This window comes from Bradyrhizobium sp. R2.2-H (assembly GCF_004346455.1).
Taxonomy (GTDB): Bacteria; Pseudomonadota; Alphaproteobacteria; order Rhizobiales; family Xanthobacteraceae; genus Bradyrhizobium; species Bradyrhizobium diversitatis.
The window spans coordinates 510,756-530,000 of record NZ_SMBR01000004.1 but is presented as its reverse complement, the minus strand read 5'-3'; the positions used below and the strand labels follow the sequence as shown (position 1 = coordinate 530,000).

Below are 19,245 nucleotides of genomic sequence, written 5' to 3'. Positions count from 1 at the left end.
GGAAGGCGGTGAGGCTCGCATACATCTTGGCGAAATGCGGGTTGCTCTTGGCGAGACCAGCGTAGATCTCGTTGGCTGCGCCATAGCAGGCTTCGAGCACCTCCTGCGGGAACGGCTTCAGGATCGCGCCGGCCGCCAGCAGCCGCTTCAGCGCGGGCGGATTCACCGAATCGTACTTGCCTGTCACCCAGGTGAAGGTGTCCATCGACGCCGTGCTGATCGCGGCCTGGTAGTGCTTCGGCAGCGCATTCCACTTCTCGAGGTTCATGATGTTGTGGCCCTGGCCGGTGCCTTCCCACCAGCCGGGATAGTAATAGTACTTCGCCACCTTGACGAAGCCGAGCTTCTCGTCGTCATACGGTCCGACCCACTCGGCGGCGTCGATCGTCCCCTTCTCCAGCGCGGGATAGATGTCGCCGGCCGCGATCTGTTGCGGCACGCCGCCCAGCTTCGAGATGATGGTGCCGGCGAAGCCGCCGACGCGGAATTTCAGGCCCTTGAGATCATCGACGGACTTGATCTCCTTGCGGAACCAGCCGCCCATCTGAGCTCCGGTCGAGCCCGTGGGGACGCCGATCGCGTTGTGCTCCTTCAGGAGATCGTTCAGCATCTCCTGACCGCCCGCCCAGATCAGCCAGGAAATATGCTGCCGCGTATTGAGGCCGAACGGCAACGATGTCCCGAAGGTGAAGGCCGGATTCTTGCCCCAGTAATAGTAGAGCGCAGTATTGCCCATCTCGACCGTGCCGTTCGACACGGCGTCGAGCACTTGAAGGCCCGGGACGATTTCGCCGGCCGCAAAGGGTTGGATCTGGAATCTGTTGTCGGTGACCTCGGCGACGCGCTTGCAGAAATATTCGCAGCCGCCATAGAGCGTATCGAGCGACTTCGGCCAGCTCGCCGCCAGCCGCCATTTCACCTCGGGCATCGACTGCGCGATAGCCGGCGAAGCAACGGCACTTGCGGCCAGGCCCAATCCGCCTGCCGTCAGGAATTTACGACGTTCCATGCGTTTCCCTCCTGTGATGTCGTGTCCTCGACGAGGGATCGCGGTCTTGGCGCCGCTTTCGTCTTCGCCGGTGGCCGACGTTTCCTTATGTCCGAAATTCAGTATTCCCGGATCGCAGTCAGCATGACCAAAGGGGAACCGCAAATCAAGCGCACTTTGGTTGTGACGCCGGCAGGCCGGTCAATGCTGCGCTGCGAACGCGGCTTCCATGGTCTTGCGCGTTTTCACCGTTTCGTTGCCCGGGTCGAATTCGACATCGCTCCAGCGCACCACCGCGCCATGGGCGACGTCATGTTTCAGCTTCACGCGATGTGCTAGTCCGATGGGCAGGGCGCCCGCCCTCAGGCTCGCAGCCGCCGGTAACAGCTTGCCCCACACCGTATAGCCCCCTTCGCCGTCGAGCATCTCGCCGGCGCGCAGATTGCGCTTGGCCACCGCTGCGACGTCGCCGCGGAAGCCGGTGGCCTGCCCGGTCGGTTCGCCCCGCAACGCGGCCGACAGCACCGAGATGTTCAGCTCGAGCCCGATCAGATGATAGGGCTTGTACATTGCGGCGAAGCGTCCGCTGGCGTCGGTTTTCAGGCCATATTGCCTGAAGCAGTCGGAGGCATAGTCGCTCAGTGTTTCCAGCACGACATAGACGCCCCAGCGCAAGTCGCGAAACACCGGCCGACCGTCGCGCTCGAGCGAGGAGACGACCTCGACGACGCCCGACCGCTCCAGCACGCCGCCGCGCGAGCGCGGCCGCATGATGTGCGGCAGGTCGTCGACGCCACAGGGCGGAAACAGCAGGCCGTCCGCGGGCACGTCGAGGCTGCAGGCGTTCGCAATCGCGGCCATCTCGATCGCCGATTTGGTGCCGTCGAGAAAGGAATTGAACATCTGCGGATTCATGCCGGCCGATTGCGCCTCGCCCGCAGTCAGGCCGTAATGCTGCCAGACGCCGTCGGGCGTCACGTCGTGATAGGCCGGCAGATATTTCGTGCCTTTGCCGGCAGCGACGACGCGGAAGCCGGTGGCCCGTGCCCAATCCACCATCTCCGCGGTCAGCGCCGGCTGGTCGCCATAGGCGAGCGAATAGACCACGCCGGCCTTGCGCGCTTCCTCGGCGAGCAGGGGGCCTGCCAGCACATCGGCCTCGACATTCACCATCACGATATGCTTGCCGGCCGCGATCGCGGCGCGCGCATGCTTGATGCCGACCGCAGGATTGCCGGTCGCCTCCACCACCACGTCCATCACGCCGCCGGCAATGGCGCGCGCGCCGTCATCGGTGAACATGGTTGCGGCGATCCGCTCGGCGCTCCAGCCGACTGTGCGGCAGGCCTCACGCGCGCGGTCGCGGTCGATGTCGACGATGATGGGCACCTCCAGCCCAGGCGTGTGCGGCACCTGCGCCAGGAACATCGAGCCGAATTTGCCCGCGCCGATCAGCGCGACGCGGACCGGCTTGCCGGCGCTGGCGCGGGCCTGGAGAAGGCGGAAGAGGTTCATGGGAATATCCTGGCAATGGTCGTGTCCTGGACGCGGTGCAGCGTGGAACGCTGCTCGGCAGAGCCGGGACCCAGACAGAGAAGACGTGGCGGCGTAGGCCCCGGCTCAGCAGCGCATCACACCGGACGATGCTCCGCATCGCCGGGAGTGCTGCGCTGCGTCCGGGGCACGGGATCGGATCCTACTCTTACTCCGCCGCCTGACGCGGTGCACGGGCGAGCCGCAGCAGCGCGTCGTCGTCCACGGTCTTGATCGGCGTGAAGTCGCGATGCGCGATGTAGTCCGGCCGGGTCGGCGTGCGAATGTGGTTCGAGACCGCGTTCAGCGTCAGGTACACGATCTTGCGCGGGTAGGGCGTGATGTTGCCGGCAGATCCATGCACGAGATTGCCGTGGAACATCAGCATGCCGCCGGGCTTGCCGGTGGGCGCCACGATGCCGCCTTGCTCGACGAGGCGTGTCACGGTCTCCTCGTCCAGCGTCCACAACGGATAGGAGGTGGTGGCGAGGTCATGCGAGGCCTCGAGGTCGCCGGCATTCTGGCTGCGCGGCACCAGCATCAGGGGGCCGTTGATCGGCATCACCTCGTCGAGGAAGATCGCGATGTTCATCGCACGCGGCTCCGGCATCCCGTCGTCGCGCTTCCAGGTGCCATAGTCCTGGTGCCACTGCCAAACGTCGCCCGTGAAGGCCGATTTCGCGTTGATCTTGAACTGGTGCATGTAGACGGGCTCGCCGAACAGCTGCTCGACCGGCTCGATCATGCGCGGATGCGCGCCGAGGAGTCCGAAGGCCTCGTTGTAGAGGTGTGCGGCAAAGGCCGTGCGCGGCGCGCCGCTCTTCTCGCGCCAGACCTCCGGCCGGTTGGCGTCGTAGATGCCGACCGCCTCGCGCGCGAGCAGATCGACCTCCTCCTGGGCGAACAGCTCGGGCAAAAACAGCCAGCCCTCGCGGTGGAAGAACTCCAATTGCGCCTGGGACAGTTTCATCGGGTCGTCCTCCTTGGTCTTGTTATTCTGTTTGTTGTCGTCATTCCGGGGCGCGACGAAGTCGCGAGCCTGGAATCCATTCATCCGCCATCGCTGCCGCCCGATGGATTCCGGGCTCGCACCAATTGGCGCGCCCCGGAATGACGGCGTTCGTCGCTACGCCGCCGCCGCGTCCGTTGCCCTCAATCTCTCCTCGGTCATCCGTCCCGCCGTCTGCGCATGCGCCAGCGCCGCGCGCTCAGCGGCGCTCGCATTCCCAGCGAGAATGTGTCCGGCAATATCGGCATGCTCGGCCCAGGCGCTATCGCGATAATCGAGCTCGGACAGCACCGTCGCCATCGAGCGCCGCATATGCGGCCATTGTGGCGCGATAGTCTCCTCGATCACGGGATTGCCGGCGAGCTGATAGATCGCGCGGTGAAAATCGACATCGAGCCCGATGAGCTCGGCCAGCGTCGTGTTGCGGTCGCTGCGGCGTCCGGCCGCGAGTGCCGCGTCCAGCCGCGCGCGTCCGGCCGCGTCACTGCCTGCGCGCGCCGCGGCAAGTCGGGCCGCCAGCGCGTCGATGGCGCCGCGTACCTCGTAGAGCTGGCGGATGCGCGCGGGGTCGAGCTGGGTGACTTCAAATCCCCGGCGGCCGCTTTCGGCGACCAGGCCCTGGCGGTGCAACAGATGCAGCGCATGCGAGACCGGCTGGCGCGATACGCCGAGCCTGTCGGCCAGCTCGTTCTGACGGATGCGCTGGCCGGGGCGCAGCGTGCGATCGGAGATCGCTTCCAGGATCCGCGCATAGACCTGGTCGATCAGGTTCGGGAGCGGGTCGAGAGGGATCACGCCGGCAGCTCCTATTATGGAATACGGAATTCCATATCGGACGGTATGCCGGGAGGGGAGAGGCGTCAAGGCGGACTTCGAGGTCCCGCTCAAGCGGCTTCTCTGCCTCCGCTAAGCCATTGATATCACTAGGTCCATCTACTGTGCATGGGGTTGTTTTCGAAGTTTGTAAGGCGGGCAGCCACCCCTACTCCGCCAGGAACCTGTTCACGACTTCACCGAACTCCAGCGGCGCCTGCTCGAACATCCAGTGGCCGGCATTCTCGACCACCGCTGTCGTGCTGCCCGCGATGTGCGCGGCCAGCACGCGCCACATCACCGACAGGCTGCCGGTGGTGGCGCCGCCGCCGATCAGCAGCGTCGGCGTCCTGATCGCCTGCGCGTCGCTGAGCGTGTAGGGCCGGCGCTGCTCGTTGATCTGGCCGAGAAAGGTCATCGCGTTGTCGCGCAGTTGCTGCTTGGCCGCGGCGGGCACGCGCCGCCAGGAGCCGTCACCCTCGATGCCGTCGTAGAAATTCTGTAGCGCGCCCTCGATATCGCCGGCGCGGATCATCTCGACCGATCGCACGGTGCGGGCCGCCAGCGGCGGATGCGCGGGCGTGCCTTCCGGCACCGGCAGGGATGCGTCGAGATCGCCGCCGGGCTCGGCCAGCACCAGCTTGCGCAACAGATCAGGCCTCGCCTGCGCCACGCGAAAGGCGACATGCCCGCCGCGCGAATGACCCATGAGATCGACAGGCCCGGGCTCAACCTGCTCGATGAAAGCGATCACGTCGGCGACATGTTGCGCCATCTTGTAGTCGTCGCCGACCGCATCCCAATGCTCGGGGAAGAAATGGCGCAGGCTCACCGAGATCACCCGGTGTGCTTTCGACAGCGGGCCCAGCACCGAATACCAGGTGCGGAAATCACCGAGCGTGCCGTGCACGCAGACCAGCGGCGGGCCGCTTCCGACTTCCAGATAGGCCATGTCGTAACCGTTGACGCGAATTGTCTGCATGGGTCAGCTCGCCAAAATCAACCTGCTAAGAAATCCAGCACCACTTCGGAATATTTCTGCGGCGCCTGCTCGAACATCGGGTGCGTCGCGTTCGGGATGATCGCCGTCTTCGAATAGGGCACATGTGCGGCCAGCGCGTGCAGCACCTTCGGCAGCAGGCCCTTGGTCCGCGCGCCCAGGATGAACAGTGTCGGTATCTTGATGGACTCCGCGTCCGCCTTCGAGAACGGCGGGCGATTGTCGCGGACCTGGCCGATCAGCGTCATGGCGTTGTCGCGCAGATTTTGCTTCACCATCGCCGGCAGTCGCGGCCAGGTGCCGGGCCCCTCCAGCGTGTCGACGAAGACGGCAAGGCCGCCGTCGACATCGCCGGCTGCGATCTTCGCTGCGGAAGCCGTGAAGCGCGCGAGCAGCGGCGAGGGGCCGCCGACGTAATCCGGATCAAGGCTCGCATCGAGCTCGCCACCAGGCTCGGCCAGGATCAGCCGCCGCAGCAGATCCGACCGCCGCTGCGCCACGCGGAAGCAAATGTGCCCGCCACGGGAATGGCCCATCAGGTCGACCGGTCCGAGATCGAGCTCGTCGATGAAAGCGATGACGTCTTGGACATGCTGGGCGATCGAATAGGTGTCACCAAGCCCGTCCCAGCGCTCGGGGAAGAAGTGCCGCAGGCTGACGGCGATCACCCGATGTCGCTGCGACAGCGGCCCGAGCACGCAGCCCCAGACACGGAAGTCGTTGAGCGATCCGTGCACGCAGACCAGCGGCGGACGGCCTCTGTCCTCGCCCACGTCGAGATAGGGCATGTCGTATCCGTTGACGTGGACGCTTTGCATTCAGGGCTCGTGAGGAATTGGAACTCCTGTGCAAGATTCCCGGAAACCGGGTGGATCGCAACTATTTCCAAGCCTAGATTTGCCGCGAGATGAAAGTGGGGGCCTGCACGAGACGCAAGCCAGGAACCTAGCCATGACCGACCAGCATTTTGCCCTGTTCGACACCCGGATCGGCCTGTGCGCCATCGCCTGGGGCCCGCACGGCATCAACGGCACGCAATTGCCGATGGGCGGCGAGCAGAAGATCCGCACCCGCATCCAGCAGCGCCATGCCGATGCCAGCGAAGCCGAGCCGACCGCCGCGGTGCAGCAGGCGATCGACCGCATCACGAAACTGCTCGCGGGCGAGCCGGATGATCTCACCGATATCCCACTCGACCTCGATGGCGTGCCCGAATTCAACCGCGGCGTCTACGACATCGCCCGCACCATTCCGCCCGGCAAGACGATCACCTATGGCGACATCGCCAAGCAGCTCGGCGGCGTCCAGCTGTCGCGCGACGTCGGCCAGGCGCTCGGCCGCAACCCCTGCCCGATCGTCGTGCCCTGCCATCGCGTGCTGGCGGCCGGCAACAAGCCCGGCGGCTTCTCGGCCAATGGCGGCGTGGTGACCAAGCTGAAGATGCTGGAGATCGAAGGCGCGCTGGTGAACCACACGCCGAGTTTGTTTGATTGAGGTTGCGAAAGCTTGCTCGGCGTCATGGCCGGGCTTGTCCCGGCCATCCACGTCTTCCTTCGCAGTACAAAGAACGTGGATGCCCGGGACAAGCCCGGGCACGACGGTGTTGGGAGCAGGCGCTCGTCCTAAATCTTCGCCGCCGTCTTCGGCCAATACCGATCCCGCAAATGCCGCTTCACCAGCTTGCCGGTCGGCGTGCGCGGCAGCTCGGCTTCGAAATCGATCGAGCGCGGGCACTTGATGGCGGAGAGGCGGGTCTTGCAGTAGGCGATCAGATCGGCCTCCAGAGCCTTGCCGGCGCGCGCCATGTCGTGCGGCTGGACCACCGCCTTCACCTCCTCGCCCATCTCTTCGTTCGGCACGCCGAACACGGCGACGTCGGCGACCTCGGGATGCGTGATCAGCACGTCCTCGGTCTCCTGCGGGTAGATGTTCACCCCGCCCGAGATGATCATGTAGGACTTGCGGTCGGTGAGATAGAGGAAGCCGTCCTTGTCGAGATAGCCGACGTCGCCGAGCGTCGACCAGCCCTTGGCGTTGTAGGCCTTCTTCGTCTTCTCGGGATCGTTGTGATAGGTGAAGGCGGGCGCGTCGGCGAAATAGACCGTGCCGATCTCGCCTGTCGGTTGCTCCTCGTCGTTCTCGTCCAGAATCTTGATCTTGCCGACCACGGCGCGGCCGACGCTGCCGCGGTGCTCCAGCCATTGTTGCGAGTTGCAGACCGTGACGCCGTTGCCTTCCGAGCCCGCGTAATACTCGATCAGGATCGGTCCCCACCATTCGATCATCTTCGCCTTGACGTCGACCGGGCAGGGCGCCGCTGCGTGAATCGCGCCTTTCAGCGTTGAAACATCGTACTTCGTCCGCACCTCGTCCGGCAGCTTCAGCATGCGCACGAACATGGTCGGCACGAGCTGCGACTGCGTCACCTTGTACTTCTCGACCAGCTTCAGGAACTCTTCGGCGTCAAAGTGCTCCATGATGATGGAGGTGCCGCCGAGCACGATCGCCATCATGTTGAAGCGCAGGGGAGCCGCGTGATACAGCGGCGCCGGCGACAGATAGGTGCTCTCCGCGTTCATGCCGCACATGTCGGCGCAGAGCACGCGCAGGAAGGCGTTCGGCGCGTCGATCCTGTTGCCTTCGAAAGCCTTCTTGATTCCCTTCGGCCGACCGGTGGTGCCCGACGAATACAGCATGTCGTAGCCCGCGACCTCGTCGGCAATCGGCGTGGTCGGCTGCGACGCGGCTTCCTTGTCGTAGGAGCGGAAGCCGGGCAGCGGCTCGTCCATCATGTAGAAGATCGGCTCGCCGGGCGTGCCCTTGATCAGGCCTTTGATCTGGTCGGCGCATTTCGGCGTGGTGATCACGACCTTGGCGCCGCAATCGGCGATGATGTAGTCGATCTCGTCCTGCTTCAGATAGCGGCTGATGGCTGTGTAATAGAGCCCGCTGCGCTGTGCCGCCCAGCAGATCTCCATGAAGGCGAGGCGGTTCTCCATCAGAAGCGCGATGTGGTCGCCGGCTTTAAGTCCCAGCGAGCGGAACAGCTGCGCGCCCTGGTTCGAGAGCTCGTCGAGCTCGCGATAGGTGATCGCCTTGCCGGTCCCCGCCATCTGGTAGGCGATCTTGTCGGGCGTATTACGGGCGTGGATGGAGGGGTGGGTCATGGTCGAGATCTCGCAACAAAAAAAGTGTCATCCCGGCGAAGGCCGGGGATCCATAACCACAGGCCTCGACTGTTGAAACGAGATGGAGCTCCGGCGCAGCATAACCACGGCATCCCGTGGTTATGGGTCCCGGATCGGCGCGCGCTTGAGGCGCGCTTGTCCGGGACGACACCGTTTGTGTGGCCGCGACTTATAGCCGTTCCACGATCGTCACGTTGGCCATGCCGCCGCCTTCGCACATGGTCTGGAGGCCGTAGCGCTTGCCGCGCTGGTGTAGGGCGTGGACCAGCGTCGTCATCAGCTTGGTGCCGGAGCCGCCGAGCGGATGGCCCAGCGCGATGGCGCCGCCGTTGACGTTGAGGCGTTCCGGATCGGCGCCGGTGGTCTTCAGCCATGCGGTCGGCACCGAGGCGAAGGCCTCGTTGACCTCGAACAGGTCGATGTCGCCGATCTTCATGCCGGCTTTCTCCAGCGCGCGCTTGGTGGCGTGCAGCGGCGCGTCCAGCATGATGACGGGATCGCCGCCCGTCATGGTCATGTGGTGGACCCGCGCGAGCGGCTTGACGCCGAGTTGCTTCAGGCCGCGCTCGTTCACGACCATCACGCCGGAAGCGCCGTCGCAGATCTGGCTGGCGCTGGCGGCGGAGAGCCTGCCGTTCTCGGCGATCAGCTTGACGCCCTTGATGCCGTCGAGGCTGACGTCGAAGCGGATGCCCTCGTCGATGTGGTGGGTGTCCTTGCTGCCGTCGGCACGGGTGATCTCGAGCGGCACGATCTCCTTCTTGAAGTGGCCTCCTTGCGTCGCCGCGATCGCGCGCTGGTGACTGTTGTAGGAGTACTCGTCGAGCTCATCCTTGGAGAGGCCGTACTTCTCCGCCATCATCTCCGCGCCGGTGAACTGGCTGAACACGATGTTCGGATACTTCTTTTCGATGCCCGGGCTCTTGTAGTTGCCAAAGCCGTTCTTGGCCGGAAGTTGCGAGGACAGGCCCATCGGAACCCGCGTCATCGATTCCACGCCGGCCGCGATCACGACGTCCATCGCGCCCGACATCACGGCTTGCGCGGCGAAGTGCAGCGCCTGCTGCGAGGAGCCGCACTGGCGGTCGATCGAGGTGCCAGGCACACTCTCCGGCAGCTTCGAGGCCATGATCGCGTTGCGCGCGACGTTGTTGGACTGCTCGCCGACCTGCATCACGCAGCCCATGATCACGTCCTCGACCAGGGCGGGATCGGCCTTGGTGCGGTCGACCAGCTCGTCCAGCACCTTGGCGGCGAGATCGGCCGGATGCCAGCCGGCAAGGCGGCCCCCCTTGCGCCCGCCCGCGGTGCGCGCAGCGGCGACGATGTAAGCCTCGGCCATGTCGGTCTCTCCCTGAATTTTTGACTGGGTTGGTTGTCGAGGTCGGATTTAAGGGACGAGAGATCGTTTAGTCAATCGATCAATTAACTCTTGTGATGAGGCGCTGCTTGGGCTTATCTGCGCCCGCTTCAAGCGGCGAAAACAGGGATCTCCGTGGCTATCAGCGTACCGAACAGGCTCCCCGGCGGGAAAAATTCCACGGCACAGAAATTGCTGGTGGCCGCGAGCGAGCTGATGATCGAACGCTCCTCGATCGAGATCTCGCTCTCCGACATCGCGCAGAAGTCCGGCGCCAACGCCGCGCTGGTCAAATATCACTTCGGCAACAAGGACGGCCTGCTGCTGGCGCTGCTTGCACGGGATGCGGCGACCGAGATGTCGAATCTCGAATATCTGCTGGCGCAGCCGATCACGTCGACGGCGAAGCTGAAGCTGCATATCGCCGGCATCATCCGCGCCTATCACCGGTTCCCCTACATGAACCGGCTGATCCACTATCTGCTGCACGAGACCAGCGCGGGCTCAGCCGATGAGGTCTCGAAATTCTTCGTTGCGCCGCTGCTGGACTTTCACCGCCGCCTGCTCGCCGAAGGCGTCAGCCGCGGCGAATTCCGGCAGACCGATCCGGTGCTGTTCTACACCAGCCTGATCGGGGCCTGCGATCATCTGTTCTTCGGCCGGCATGCGATGTCCCGCGCGACCGGCGTCGGCCCGGTTACCGATGATGTCTGCCGGCAATACATCAAGCACATGGAAACGCTGATCTGCGGCGGCATCCTCACGCAAGCCGGGGAAGCTGTCGCTGCCGGATAGTCCAGCCGATGGTTCACAAGTCTAGAGAAGAAACGCCCAAGGAAAGGTACACACGATGCAGTTGAAAGACGTAGCCGTTCTCATCACGGGTGGTGGCTCGGGCCTTGGTGCCGCGACCGCCCGAGCCATGGCTGCCAAGGGCGCCAAGATCGGCGTGATCGACCAGAGCAAGGAAAACGCCGAGAAGGTCGCTGCCGAAGTGAAGGGCGTCGCGCTGCATGCCGACGTCACCAGTGAGGAGCAGATCAAGGCCGCAATCGCCAAGGCGGAAGCTGCGCACGGCGTCGCCCGCGTGCTGATGAACTGCGCCGGCATCGGCGGCTCGCAGCGCATCGTCGGCCGTGACGGCGTCTACCCGCTGGAAAAGTTCGCGCGCATCATCAACGTCAACCTGATCGGCACGTTCAACTGCCTGCGGCTGTTCGCCGAGCGCCTCGTCACTGCGGAGCCCATCGGCGAAGAGCGCGGCGTCATCATCAACACCGCTTCGGTTGCCGCTTATGAAGGCCAGATCGGCCAGATCGCCTATTCGGCCTCGAAAGGTGGTGTCGTCGGCCTCACGCTGCCGGCCGCGCGCGATCTCGCCAGCCAGAAGATCCGCGTCAACACCATCGCGCCCGGCCTGTTCTTCACACCGCTGCTGATGGGCTTGAACGAAGAGGCGCGCAAGAGCCTGGGCGCCCAGGTGCCGCACCCCTCGCGTCTCGGCGACGCCAATGAATATGGCATGCTCGCGGTGCACATCGTCGAGAACCCGATGCTCAACGGCGAGACCATCCGCCTCGACGGCGCCATCCGCATGGCGCCGCGGTAGGCGGTGGGTTCTTCCTTCTCCCCTTGCGGGAGAAGGTGGCGCGAAGCGTCGGATGAGGTGTTCTCTCCGCGATCTCATCTGTGGAGACAGACCCCTCACCCGAGCGAACTCTGGGCTCACAGCGACTTGCCCTCTCCCACATGGGGAGAGGGCGCAGCAATTGGCACCGCGATCAGCGGTACTCAGGAGCGCCCATGTCCCAACCATTGCTGATCGAGCATAACGACGGCGTCGACCGGGTGACGCTCAATCGGCCCGAGCACCTCAACGCGCTCGATCCCGCGCTGATCGATGCACTCAACGACTATTTCCAGGGCCTGCAACGCAACCGCGATACCCGCGTGGTGGTATTGAAGGGCGCCGGCAAGAATTTCTGTGCGGGCCTCGATCTCAAAGCCGCAATGGCGCGCCGGGCCGGGCAGCAGGAGCCGCCTGGGGTCACGGAGTCGCTGGACTCGCAGAGGCGCATTGCAGACATCGTGATGCTGATGCGGCGCTGTCCGCAGCCGATCCTGGCGCTTGTGCAGGGCGCGGCTGCTGGTGGCGGCTTCGCGCTGGCGCTGGCGTCCGACATCCGCATTGCGACGAGATCGGCACGGATGAACTGCGCCTTCATCAAGCTCGGGCTCGGCGGCTGCGATATCGGCACCAGCTATTTCCTGCCTCGTCTCGTCGGCGTGTCGGTCGCATCCGAGCTGATCCTCACTGGGCGCTTCATCGGAGTGGAGCGCGCGCTCGCGGTCGGCCTCGTCTCGCAGGTTGTGGACGAGGACACGCTCGACGACGCGGCTGAGCCTTATGTCGAGGCGATGATGACCGCCTCGCCGGTGGGGCTCCGTCTATCAAAGGAATGCCTCAACATGAGCGTCGATGCCGGATCGCTGGAGGCTGCGATCGCGATGGAGGATCGCAACCAGGTCCTTTGCAGCCGCTCGGAAGAGTTTTCGGAAGGCATCAGGGCCTTCCTCGAGAAGCGAAAGCCTGTCTATATCAAGCGCTGAATGACGAAGATCCGCGAAGGACAATAATTCCGGGAGACGCAAAATGAGTGGAAGTGCGGCAGCGGTGATGACGAGGCCCGCCTTTCGCAAGGTCGCGTGGCTCGCTCGCGACATAGATGTCGCGCGTCGAGATGACGGCACGATGGTGCTGAAGTCGCGCATTCCGCTGCAGCCTTACGAGAAGCACATCCCGGCCTCGCTGGCGAAATGGGCGAAGGAAGCACCCGAGCGCACCTGGCTGGCGCAGCGCGGCGGGCCCAACCGCGAATGGCGCAAGGTGTCTTATGGCGAAGCCAAGCGCATCGTGGATGCGCTGACGCAAGGCTTGCTCAATCTCAAGCTCGAGGGACGTCCGGTCGCGATCCTCTCCGGCAATTCGATCGAGCACGCGCTGATGACGCAGGCCGCGATGCAGGCGCGCTCGCCCGCTGCGCCGGTCTCGCCGGCCTACTCGCTGATGAGCCACGATCACGTCAAGCTGAAATACCTCTTCGACCTGATCAAGCCGGCCGTCGTGATGGTGCAGGACGGCCCGACTTTTGAGAAAGCGCTGAAGGCACTCGACCTCACCGGCGTCACCGTGGTTCACGTCGCGCGACCCTGCGACGGCATCGCAAGCGTCAGCTTTGCCGAGCTCGCGGTAACGCCAGTGACGGCGGATGTCGAAGCGTCGATTGCAGAGATCACACCCCAGACCGTCGGCAAGCTGCTGTTCACGTCAGGCTCGACCGGCATGCCCAAGGCTGTCATCAACACGCAGGAGATGATGTGCGCCAATGCGGCGATGATGATGCAGGTTCGTCCACGCGACCCGAGCGGGCCGATCTCGACCATGCTGGACTGGATGCCCTGGAACCACACGATGGGCGGCAATGCCGCGTTCCACCCGATCCTGGTCGACGGCGGCACGCTCTATATCGACGACGGCCGGCCGATGCCGGGCCAGTTCGACGAGACGCTGCGCAATTTGCGCGAGATCTCGCCGACCTACTACGCCAACGTGCCGGCCGGCTACGCCGCGCTGGCCGCCGCCATGGAGAAGGACGATGCCCTCTGCCGCTCCTTCTTCAAGAATCTCTCGATCATGGCCTACGGCGGCGCGCGGTTGCCGGACGATCTCTACTATCGCATGCAGGTGCTGGCGGTGAAGACCACCGGCGAGCGCATCGTGTTCTACACGGGCTGGGGTTCGACCGAGACCGCGCCGACCTCGACCGGCACTTACTGGGACACCGAGCGCGTCGGCCTGATCGGCCTGCCGTTCCCCGGCGTCGAATTGAAGATGGTGCCGTGCGGCTCGAAATACGAATTGCGCCTGCGCGGCGTCAACGTCACGCCCGGCTATTTCGGCCAGTCGGATCTCACGAAGAAGATGTTCGACGAGGAAGGATTCTACTGCATCGGCGATGCCGGCATCTTCGTCGACGACACCGATCCGGTACAAGGCATCATCTTCGCCGGCCGCGTGGTGGAGGACTTCAAGCTCACCACCGGCACTTTCGTGCATGTCGGCTCGCTCCGCACTGACGCGATCGCCGCGGCGACCCCTGTGGTGCACGACGCGCTGGTCGCGGGGCAGGATCGCGCCTTCATCGGTTTGCTGGCCTGGCCCAATTTGCATGCCTGCCGCCAGCTCGTCGGCAATCCCGATCTGAGCTTTGCCGATGCCGTGAGGCATCCCGAGGTGATCGCCTGCTTCAGGCGTGGCCTGGAAGCTCACAACCGGGAATGCGAGGGCGCCAGCAGCCGCATGATTGCGCGCGCGATGCTGATGGTCGAGCCGCCCTCGATCGACGGCAACGAACTCACCGACAAGGGCTACATCAACCAGCGCGCCGGCCTCGAACGCCGCGCCGCGCTGGTGGAGCGGCTCTATGCCGATCGGCCGGATCAGGATGTGATCGTGCTGCGATGAATGAATACTCTCTCCAATCGTCATTCCGGGGCGCGCGCAGCGCGAACCCGGAATCCATCGGGCCACAAACGTGCGGCGAAATGGATTCCGGGCTCGCGACTTCGTCGCGCCCCGGAATGACAGCAAGAAAAAGGTAGCCCGCCATGAACTTCGATTTCTCCGACGACCAGAAGCAGCTCCGCGACCAGGCGCGGAAGTTCCTCAGTGAGAAGTGCCCGCCCAAGGCGGTACGTGTCGTGCTCGACGGCAAGGCGCCTTACGACAGGGAGCTGTGGAAAGGTCTTGCCGAGATGGGCTTCCTCGGCGTCGCGATTCCCGAGGAATTCGGTGGTGCGGGCGCCGGCCATCTCGAGCTCTGCGTGATCGCGGAGGAGATGGGCCGGGCCAACGCGCCGGTGCCGTTCTCCTCGACGGTCTACCTCGCTGCCGAAGCGCTGCTGATCGCCGGCAGCGACGCGCAGAAGAAGAAATGGTTGCCGGCGATCGCCGCGGGAGAGGCGATCGGCACGCTTGCGCTGTTCGAGGGCAAGGGCAATCCGTCGCCGAAGAACGTCAAGCTCACCGCAGCGAACGGTGTGCTCAATGGTGTCAAGAAGCCGGTGGCCGACGGGGCAATCGCTGATTTCGCCGTGGTTGCCGCGCGCACGGGACCGAGCGGACGCGAGAATGACATCTCGCTGTTCCTCGTCGACCTCAAGGCCGGCGGTGTCGAGGTGAAGAGCCTCACCAATCTCGATCCGACCCGCGGGCAGGCAGAGCTAACGTTTAAGGATGCCAAAGCCGAGCCGCTCGGCGCAGCGGGCGAAGGCCGGAGCATTCTGACCCAGGTGCTCGACCGCGCCGCGGTGCTGTGCGCGTTCGAGCAGGTCGGTGGTGCCGATCGCGCGCTGGAGATGGGCCGAGACTACGCGCTCGACCGCATCGCCTTCGGTCGCCAGATCGGCTCCTTCCAGGCGGTCAAGCACATGCTGGCCGACATGTACGTCTCGGCGACCCTGGCGCGTTCCAACAGCTATTACGGCGCCTGGGCGCTCTCGACCAATGCCGCCGAGCTGCCGGAAGCCGCGGCTGCCGCGCGCATCAGCGCGACGCAGGCGTTCCAGCATTGCGCCAAGAACAACATTCAGGTTCACGGCGGCATGGGCTTCACCTGGGAGTTCGACTGCCACATGTACTACCGCCGCGCCAACGCGATGGCGCTCGGGCTCGGCAGCCTCAGCTATTGGGAAGACCAGTTGATTGAACGGATGCGGAAGAAGAACGCGGCCTGATGACAGGTGCGTAGGGTGGGTTAGCGGAGCGGGTTGCGCGAAGCGCGAGCCGCTCGGCGTAACCCACCTCTTCTGTCGAAGAGGAAACCAAAGAGGTGGATTACGCCTTCGGCTAATCCACCCTACGGACAACAGAGAAAAAGCCATGAACTTCGACGACACCCCGCAGGAAGCCGAGTTCCGCGCCACAGCGCGCGCTTGGATCAGTGCGAATGCGCCAAAGCAGTACGAGGAAGAGCTGCGCAAATCCTCGCTCGGTCGCACCGTCCTCAAGAACGCCAACATTCTCGAAGTGGCAAAAGCCTGGCAAAAGAAAAAGGCCGACGCCGGCTGGGCCTGCCTGCACTGGCCGAAGGAGTATGGCGGCCGCGGCGCCTCGCCGATCGAGCGCGTGATCTGGTCGCAGGAAGAGGGGCCATTCGGCCAGCTCTCGCGCATGTTCATCATCGGCCACGGCATGTGCGGGCCGACCATGATGGCGTTCGCGCGCGAGGAGCATAAGCGGACCTATCTGCCGCCGCTCGCCTCCGGCGAGAAGGTCTGGTGCCAGCTGTTCTCCGAGCCGGCCGGCGGCTCGGATGTCGCGGGCCTGCGCACGCGTGCCGAGAAGGACGGCGACGAATGGGTCATCAACGGCCAGAAGATCTGGACCTCCGGCGCGCATTATTCCGACTACGGCATTTTGCTCACCCGCACCGATCCGACCGTGCCCAAGCACAAGGGGCTCACCATGTTCTTCCTGGACATGAAGAGCCCTGGCGTCGAGGTACGGCCGATCAAGCAGGCGAGCGGCGCCTCCGACTTCAACGAGGTCTATTTCACCAATGTCCGAATCCCCGACCACCAGCGCCTCGGCGAGGTCGGCGACGGCTGGAATGTCTCACTGACCACACTGATGAACGAGCGCAGCGCGATCGGCGCGGCCGTCTCGACCGGCTTCCCTGAATTGTTCGAGTACTGCTCCAGCCTGATGCTCGATGACGGTCCGGCGATCGAGGATCGCGCGGTGCGCTCGAAGCTGGCGAACTGGGCGGTGAAGGCGAGCGGGCTGAAATACACCAGCATGCGCGCGATCTCGGCGCTGTCGAGGGGCGAACGCCCGGGGCCGGAAAACTCCATCGGCAAGCTGGTCGCCGGCTCGATGATCCAGGACGTTGCGACCTACGCGCTCGATCTGCAGGGCGCAGCCGGCGTCGTCAGCGGCGAGGATGCCGAGCTGGCCGGTCGTTTCCAGGCCATGCTGCTGCGTGCGCCCGGCACCCGCGTCGAAGGCGGCACCGACGAGATCATGCGCAACATCATCGCCGAGCGGGTGCTGGGCTTGCCCGGCGACATCCGGGTCGACAAGGACGTGCCGTTCAACAAGATCCCGACGAAGGGAAGAGGGTAGAGGTCCGCCATGAATTTCGACGACACGCCACAGGAAGCCGCATTCCGCGAGACCGCGCGCAAATGGATCGATGCCAACGCGCCGAAGGAGCTCCATGCCGAGCTGTCGAAATCTTCGCTCGGCCGCATCCGCCTTGCCAATCGCGACATCGTCGATGTCGGCAAGGCCTGGCAGAAGAAGAAGTTCGAAGGCAATTGGGCCTGCCTGCACTGGCCGAAGGACTATGGCGGCCGCGGCGCCACGCCGATCGAGCGGGTGATCTGGCAGCAGGAGGAGGGCGTCTACGGCAAGCTGACGCAGCCGTTCCAGATCGGCGAGGGCATGTGCGGCCCGACCGTGATGGCTTTCGGCAGCGAAGAGGCCAAGCGCCGCTATCTGCCCAAGCTCGCCTCGGGTGAGGAGATCTGGTGTCAGCTGTTCTCCGAGCCATCGGCCGGCTCGGACGTTGCAGGCCTGCGCACGCGCGCCGAGAAGAAGGGCGATAGCTGGGTCGTCAACGGCCAGAAGATCTGGACCTCGGGCGCGCATTACTCCGATTACGGACTCCTGATCGCGCGCACGGATCCGAACGTGCCCAAGCACAAAGGCCTCACCATGTTCTTCCTGGACATGAAGAGCCCGGGCGTCGAGGTGCGGCCGATCAAGCAGGCGAATGGCATGCAGGAGTTCAACGAAGTCTATTTCACCGACGTCGTGATCCCCGACAGCCAGCGGCTGGGGGCCGTCGGCGAGGGCTGGAGCGTGTCGCTGACGACGCTGATGAACGAGCGCATGTCGATCGGCGCGCGGCTGGCGACCGGCGTCCCTGAGATGTTCGAGTTCTGCTCCAGCCTGATGCTGGAAGATGGCCTCGCCATCGACGATCCCGCCGTGCGCTCGAAGCTTGCGAGCTGGGCGGCGAAGTCGAACGGGCTGAAATACACCAGCTACCGCACGATCTCGGCGCTGTCGAAGGGGGAGCGGCCGGGCCCGGAGAATTCGATCGGCAAGCTCGTGTCGGGCCTGATGCTCCAGGACATCGCGACCTGCGCCATGGACCTGCAGGGCGCGGCCGGTGTTCTCACCGGCAACGACGAGGAGACGGTGCAGGGCCAGTTTCAGCAGATGCTGCTGTCCTCGCCCTCGATGCGCATTGCCGGCGGGACCGACGAAATCCTGCGCAACATCATCGCCGAACGCGTGCTGGGCCTGCCTGGCGACATTCGCGTCGACAAGGACGTGCCGTATAACAAGATCCCGACCAAGGGGCGGTGATACCAGTCTTGTAGGGTGGGTTAGACGAGCAGGTGGGCGAAGCCCATCTGCTCGGCGTAACCCACCATCTCCGCCGATGCGGAAACCAAAGAGGTGGGTTACGCCTTCGGCATACCCACCCTACGAAGAGCGAGTTGATCCATGGACGCACCCGTCAAACAAACCGACCGCATCGGCGTGCTCGAGGAGCTCCTCAACGAGCGCTACTCCGTCCGCGCGTTTCTTCCCAAGGACGTCGATCGCGCGACCATCGAGCATGTGCTGACCACCGCGCAGCGCACGGCGTCCTGGTGCAACAGCCAGCCCTGGCAGGTCATCATCGCCAGCGGCGAGGCCAAGGAGCGCTTTCGCAAGGCGATCTACGCGGAGGCCTCAAAGGGCCTTGGCGATGACTACGATTTCACGCCGCCGCGCGAATATGTCGGGGTCTATCTGGAGCGCCGCCGCGAAAGCGGCTTCCAGCTCTACAACACGCTCGGCATCGCCCGTGGCGACAAGATGGCCTATGCCAGGCAGGCGCTCGAGAATTACAATTTCTTCGGTGCGCCACATGTGGCGATCATTCACACCAACGAGCCGCTCGGCATTTATGGCGCGATCGATTGCGGCGCCTATGTCAGCAATTTCATGCTGGCCGCGCAGGCGCTGGGGCTCGGCACGATACCGCAGGCGGCGCTCGCGCGGCATTCCGGGCTGATCCGCCGGCATTTCAATCTGCCCGACGACCGCCGCGTCGTCTGCGGCATTTCGTTCGGCTATGCGGACCATGCGCACAAGGTCAACAGCTACCGCACCTCGCGTGCGAGCGTGGCCGATACCGTGACCTTTGTTGACGAGTGATCGAGCGCCGTGAACCCGGCGCCACCCGCATCGGGCGCGCACGAAGACGGCCGTGGAAACGGCCGTCTTCGTCT

The 19,245-nt window shown here is 64.6% G+C and carries 17 protein-coding genes (1 of these 17 cut by a window edge); 9 read left to right on the top strand and 8 right to left on the bottom strand.

Features of this window, described 5'->3' with window-relative positions:
- The 6 genes from EDE08_RS13500 to EDE08_RS13475 form a co-directional block, all read right to left on the bottom strand.
- Positions 1-1,009: the 5' portion of a TRAP transporter substrate-binding protein gene (locus tag EDE08_RS13500; protein WP_131868997.1), read on the bottom strand. It extends 80 nt beyond the left edge of the window; only the first 1,009 of its 1,089 coding nucleotides appear in the window; its start codon is at positions 1,007-1,009; the stop codon falls past the left edge of the window.
- 180 nt (positions 1,010-1,189) lie between these two features.
- Positions 1,190-2,503 (bottom strand): NAD(P)H-dependent oxidoreductase, encoded by a 1,314-nt coding sequence (locus EDE08_RS13495; protein WP_131868998.1) that lies wholly within the window; start codon positions 2,501-2,503, stop codon positions 1,190-1,192.
- Positions 2,504-2,690: 187 nt separating this feature from the next.
- Positions 2,691-3,491 (bottom strand): phytanoyl-CoA dioxygenase family protein, encoded by an 801-nt coding sequence (locus tag EDE08_RS13490; protein ID WP_131868999.1) that lies wholly within the window; start codon positions 3,489-3,491, stop codon positions 2,691-2,693.
- A 156-nt stretch (positions 3,492-3,647) separates the two neighbouring features.
- Positions 3,648-4,325 carry a GntR family transcriptional regulator gene (locus EDE08_RS13485; protein ID WP_131869000.1) on the bottom strand — a complete coding sequence of 226 codons (678 nt, stop codon included), beginning with the start codon at positions 4,323-4,325 and terminating at the stop codon, positions 3,648-3,650.
- 187 nt (positions 4,326-4,512) lie between these two features.
- On the bottom strand, positions 4,513-5,325 hold the full coding sequence (locus EDE08_RS13480) for an alpha/beta fold hydrolase (RefSeq protein ID WP_131869001.1): 813 nt from the start codon (positions 5,323-5,325) through the stop codon (positions 4,513-4,515).
- Positions 5,326-5,342: 17 nt separating this feature from the next.
- Positions 5,343-6,161 carry an alpha/beta fold hydrolase gene (locus EDE08_RS13475; protein ID WP_131869002.1) on the bottom strand — a complete coding sequence of 273 codons (819 nt, stop codon included), beginning with the start codon at positions 6,159-6,161 and terminating at the stop codon, positions 5,343-5,345.
- Between the two features lie 133 nt (positions 6,162-6,294).
- Between EDE08_RS13475 and EDE08_RS13470 the strand changes: the two genes are divergently transcribed.
- On the top strand, positions 6,295-6,837 hold the full coding sequence (locus tag EDE08_RS13470; RefSeq protein ID WP_131869003.1) for a methylated-DNA--[protein]-cysteine S-methyltransferase: 543 nt from the start codon (positions 6,295-6,297) through the stop codon (positions 6,835-6,837).
- Between the two features lie 128 nt (positions 6,838-6,965).
- Here EDE08_RS13470 and EDE08_RS13465 read toward each other — a convergent pair whose 3' ends face one another.
- Positions 6,966-8,510, bottom strand: coding sequence for an acyl-CoA synthetase (locus tag EDE08_RS13465; RefSeq protein WP_131869004.1), 1,545 nt, complete (start codon positions 8,508-8,510; stop codon positions 6,966-6,968).
- Positions 8,511-8,700: 190 nt separating this feature from the next.
- A complete protein-coding gene (locus EDE08_RS13460) occupies positions 8,701-9,873 on the bottom strand; it encodes an acetyl-CoA C-acetyltransferase (RefSeq protein ID WP_131869005.1) in 1,173 nt (390 codons plus the stop codon).
- Between the two features lie 234 nt (positions 9,874-10,107).
- Between EDE08_RS13460 and EDE08_RS13455 the strand changes: the two genes are divergently transcribed.
- The 8 genes from EDE08_RS13455 to EDE08_RS13420 all read left to right on the top strand — a co-directional run bounded on the left by EDE08_RS13455 (position 10,108) and on the right by EDE08_RS13420 (position 19,171).
- Complete coding sequence (locus tag EDE08_RS13455) at positions 10,108-10,686, top strand: TetR family transcriptional regulator (RefSeq protein WP_245524783.1); 579 nt, start codon at positions 10,108-10,110, stop codon at positions 10,684-10,686.
- 55 nt (positions 10,687-10,741) lie between these two features.
- A complete protein-coding gene (locus EDE08_RS13450) occupies positions 10,742-11,500 on the top strand; it encodes an SDR family NAD(P)-dependent oxidoreductase (protein WP_024337318.1) in 759 nt (252 codons plus the stop codon).
- Positions 11,501-11,694: 194 nt separating this feature from the next.
- The gene (locus EDE08_RS13445; protein WP_131869006.1) at positions 11,695-12,501 is read left to right on the top strand and encodes an enoyl-CoA hydratase/isomerase family protein; all 807 of its coding nucleotides are present in this window, start codon (positions 11,695-11,697) and stop codon (positions 12,499-12,501) included.
- A gap of 43 nt (positions 12,502-12,544) precedes the next feature.
- Positions 12,545-14,416 (top strand): AMP-binding protein, encoded by a 1,872-nt coding sequence (locus EDE08_RS13440; protein ID WP_131869007.1) that lies wholly within the window; start codon positions 12,545-12,547, stop codon positions 14,414-14,416.
- Positions 14,417-14,559: 143 nt separating this feature from the next.
- Positions 14,560-15,687, top strand: a complete 1,128-nt coding sequence (locus EDE08_RS13435) for an acyl-CoA dehydrogenase family protein (protein ID WP_131869008.1) — start codon at positions 14,560-14,562, stop codon at positions 15,685-15,687.
- 145 nt (positions 15,688-15,832) lie between these two features.
- The gene (locus tag EDE08_RS13430; protein WP_131869009.1) at positions 15,833-17,077 is read left to right on the top strand and encodes an acyl-CoA dehydrogenase; all 1,245 of its coding nucleotides are present in this window, start codon (positions 15,833-15,835) and stop codon (positions 17,075-17,077) included.
- Positions 17,078-17,086: 9 nt separating this feature from the next.
- Entirely contained in the window at positions 17,087-18,331 is a 1,245-nt protein-coding gene (locus EDE08_RS13425) for an acyl-CoA dehydrogenase (protein WP_131869010.1), read from the top strand.
- Between the two features lie 141 nt (positions 18,332-18,472).
- Entirely contained in the window at positions 18,473-19,171 is a 699-nt protein-coding gene (locus EDE08_RS13420; RefSeq protein WP_131869011.1) for a nitroreductase, read from the top strand.
- Positions 19,172-19,245: the final 74 nt, after the last annotated feature.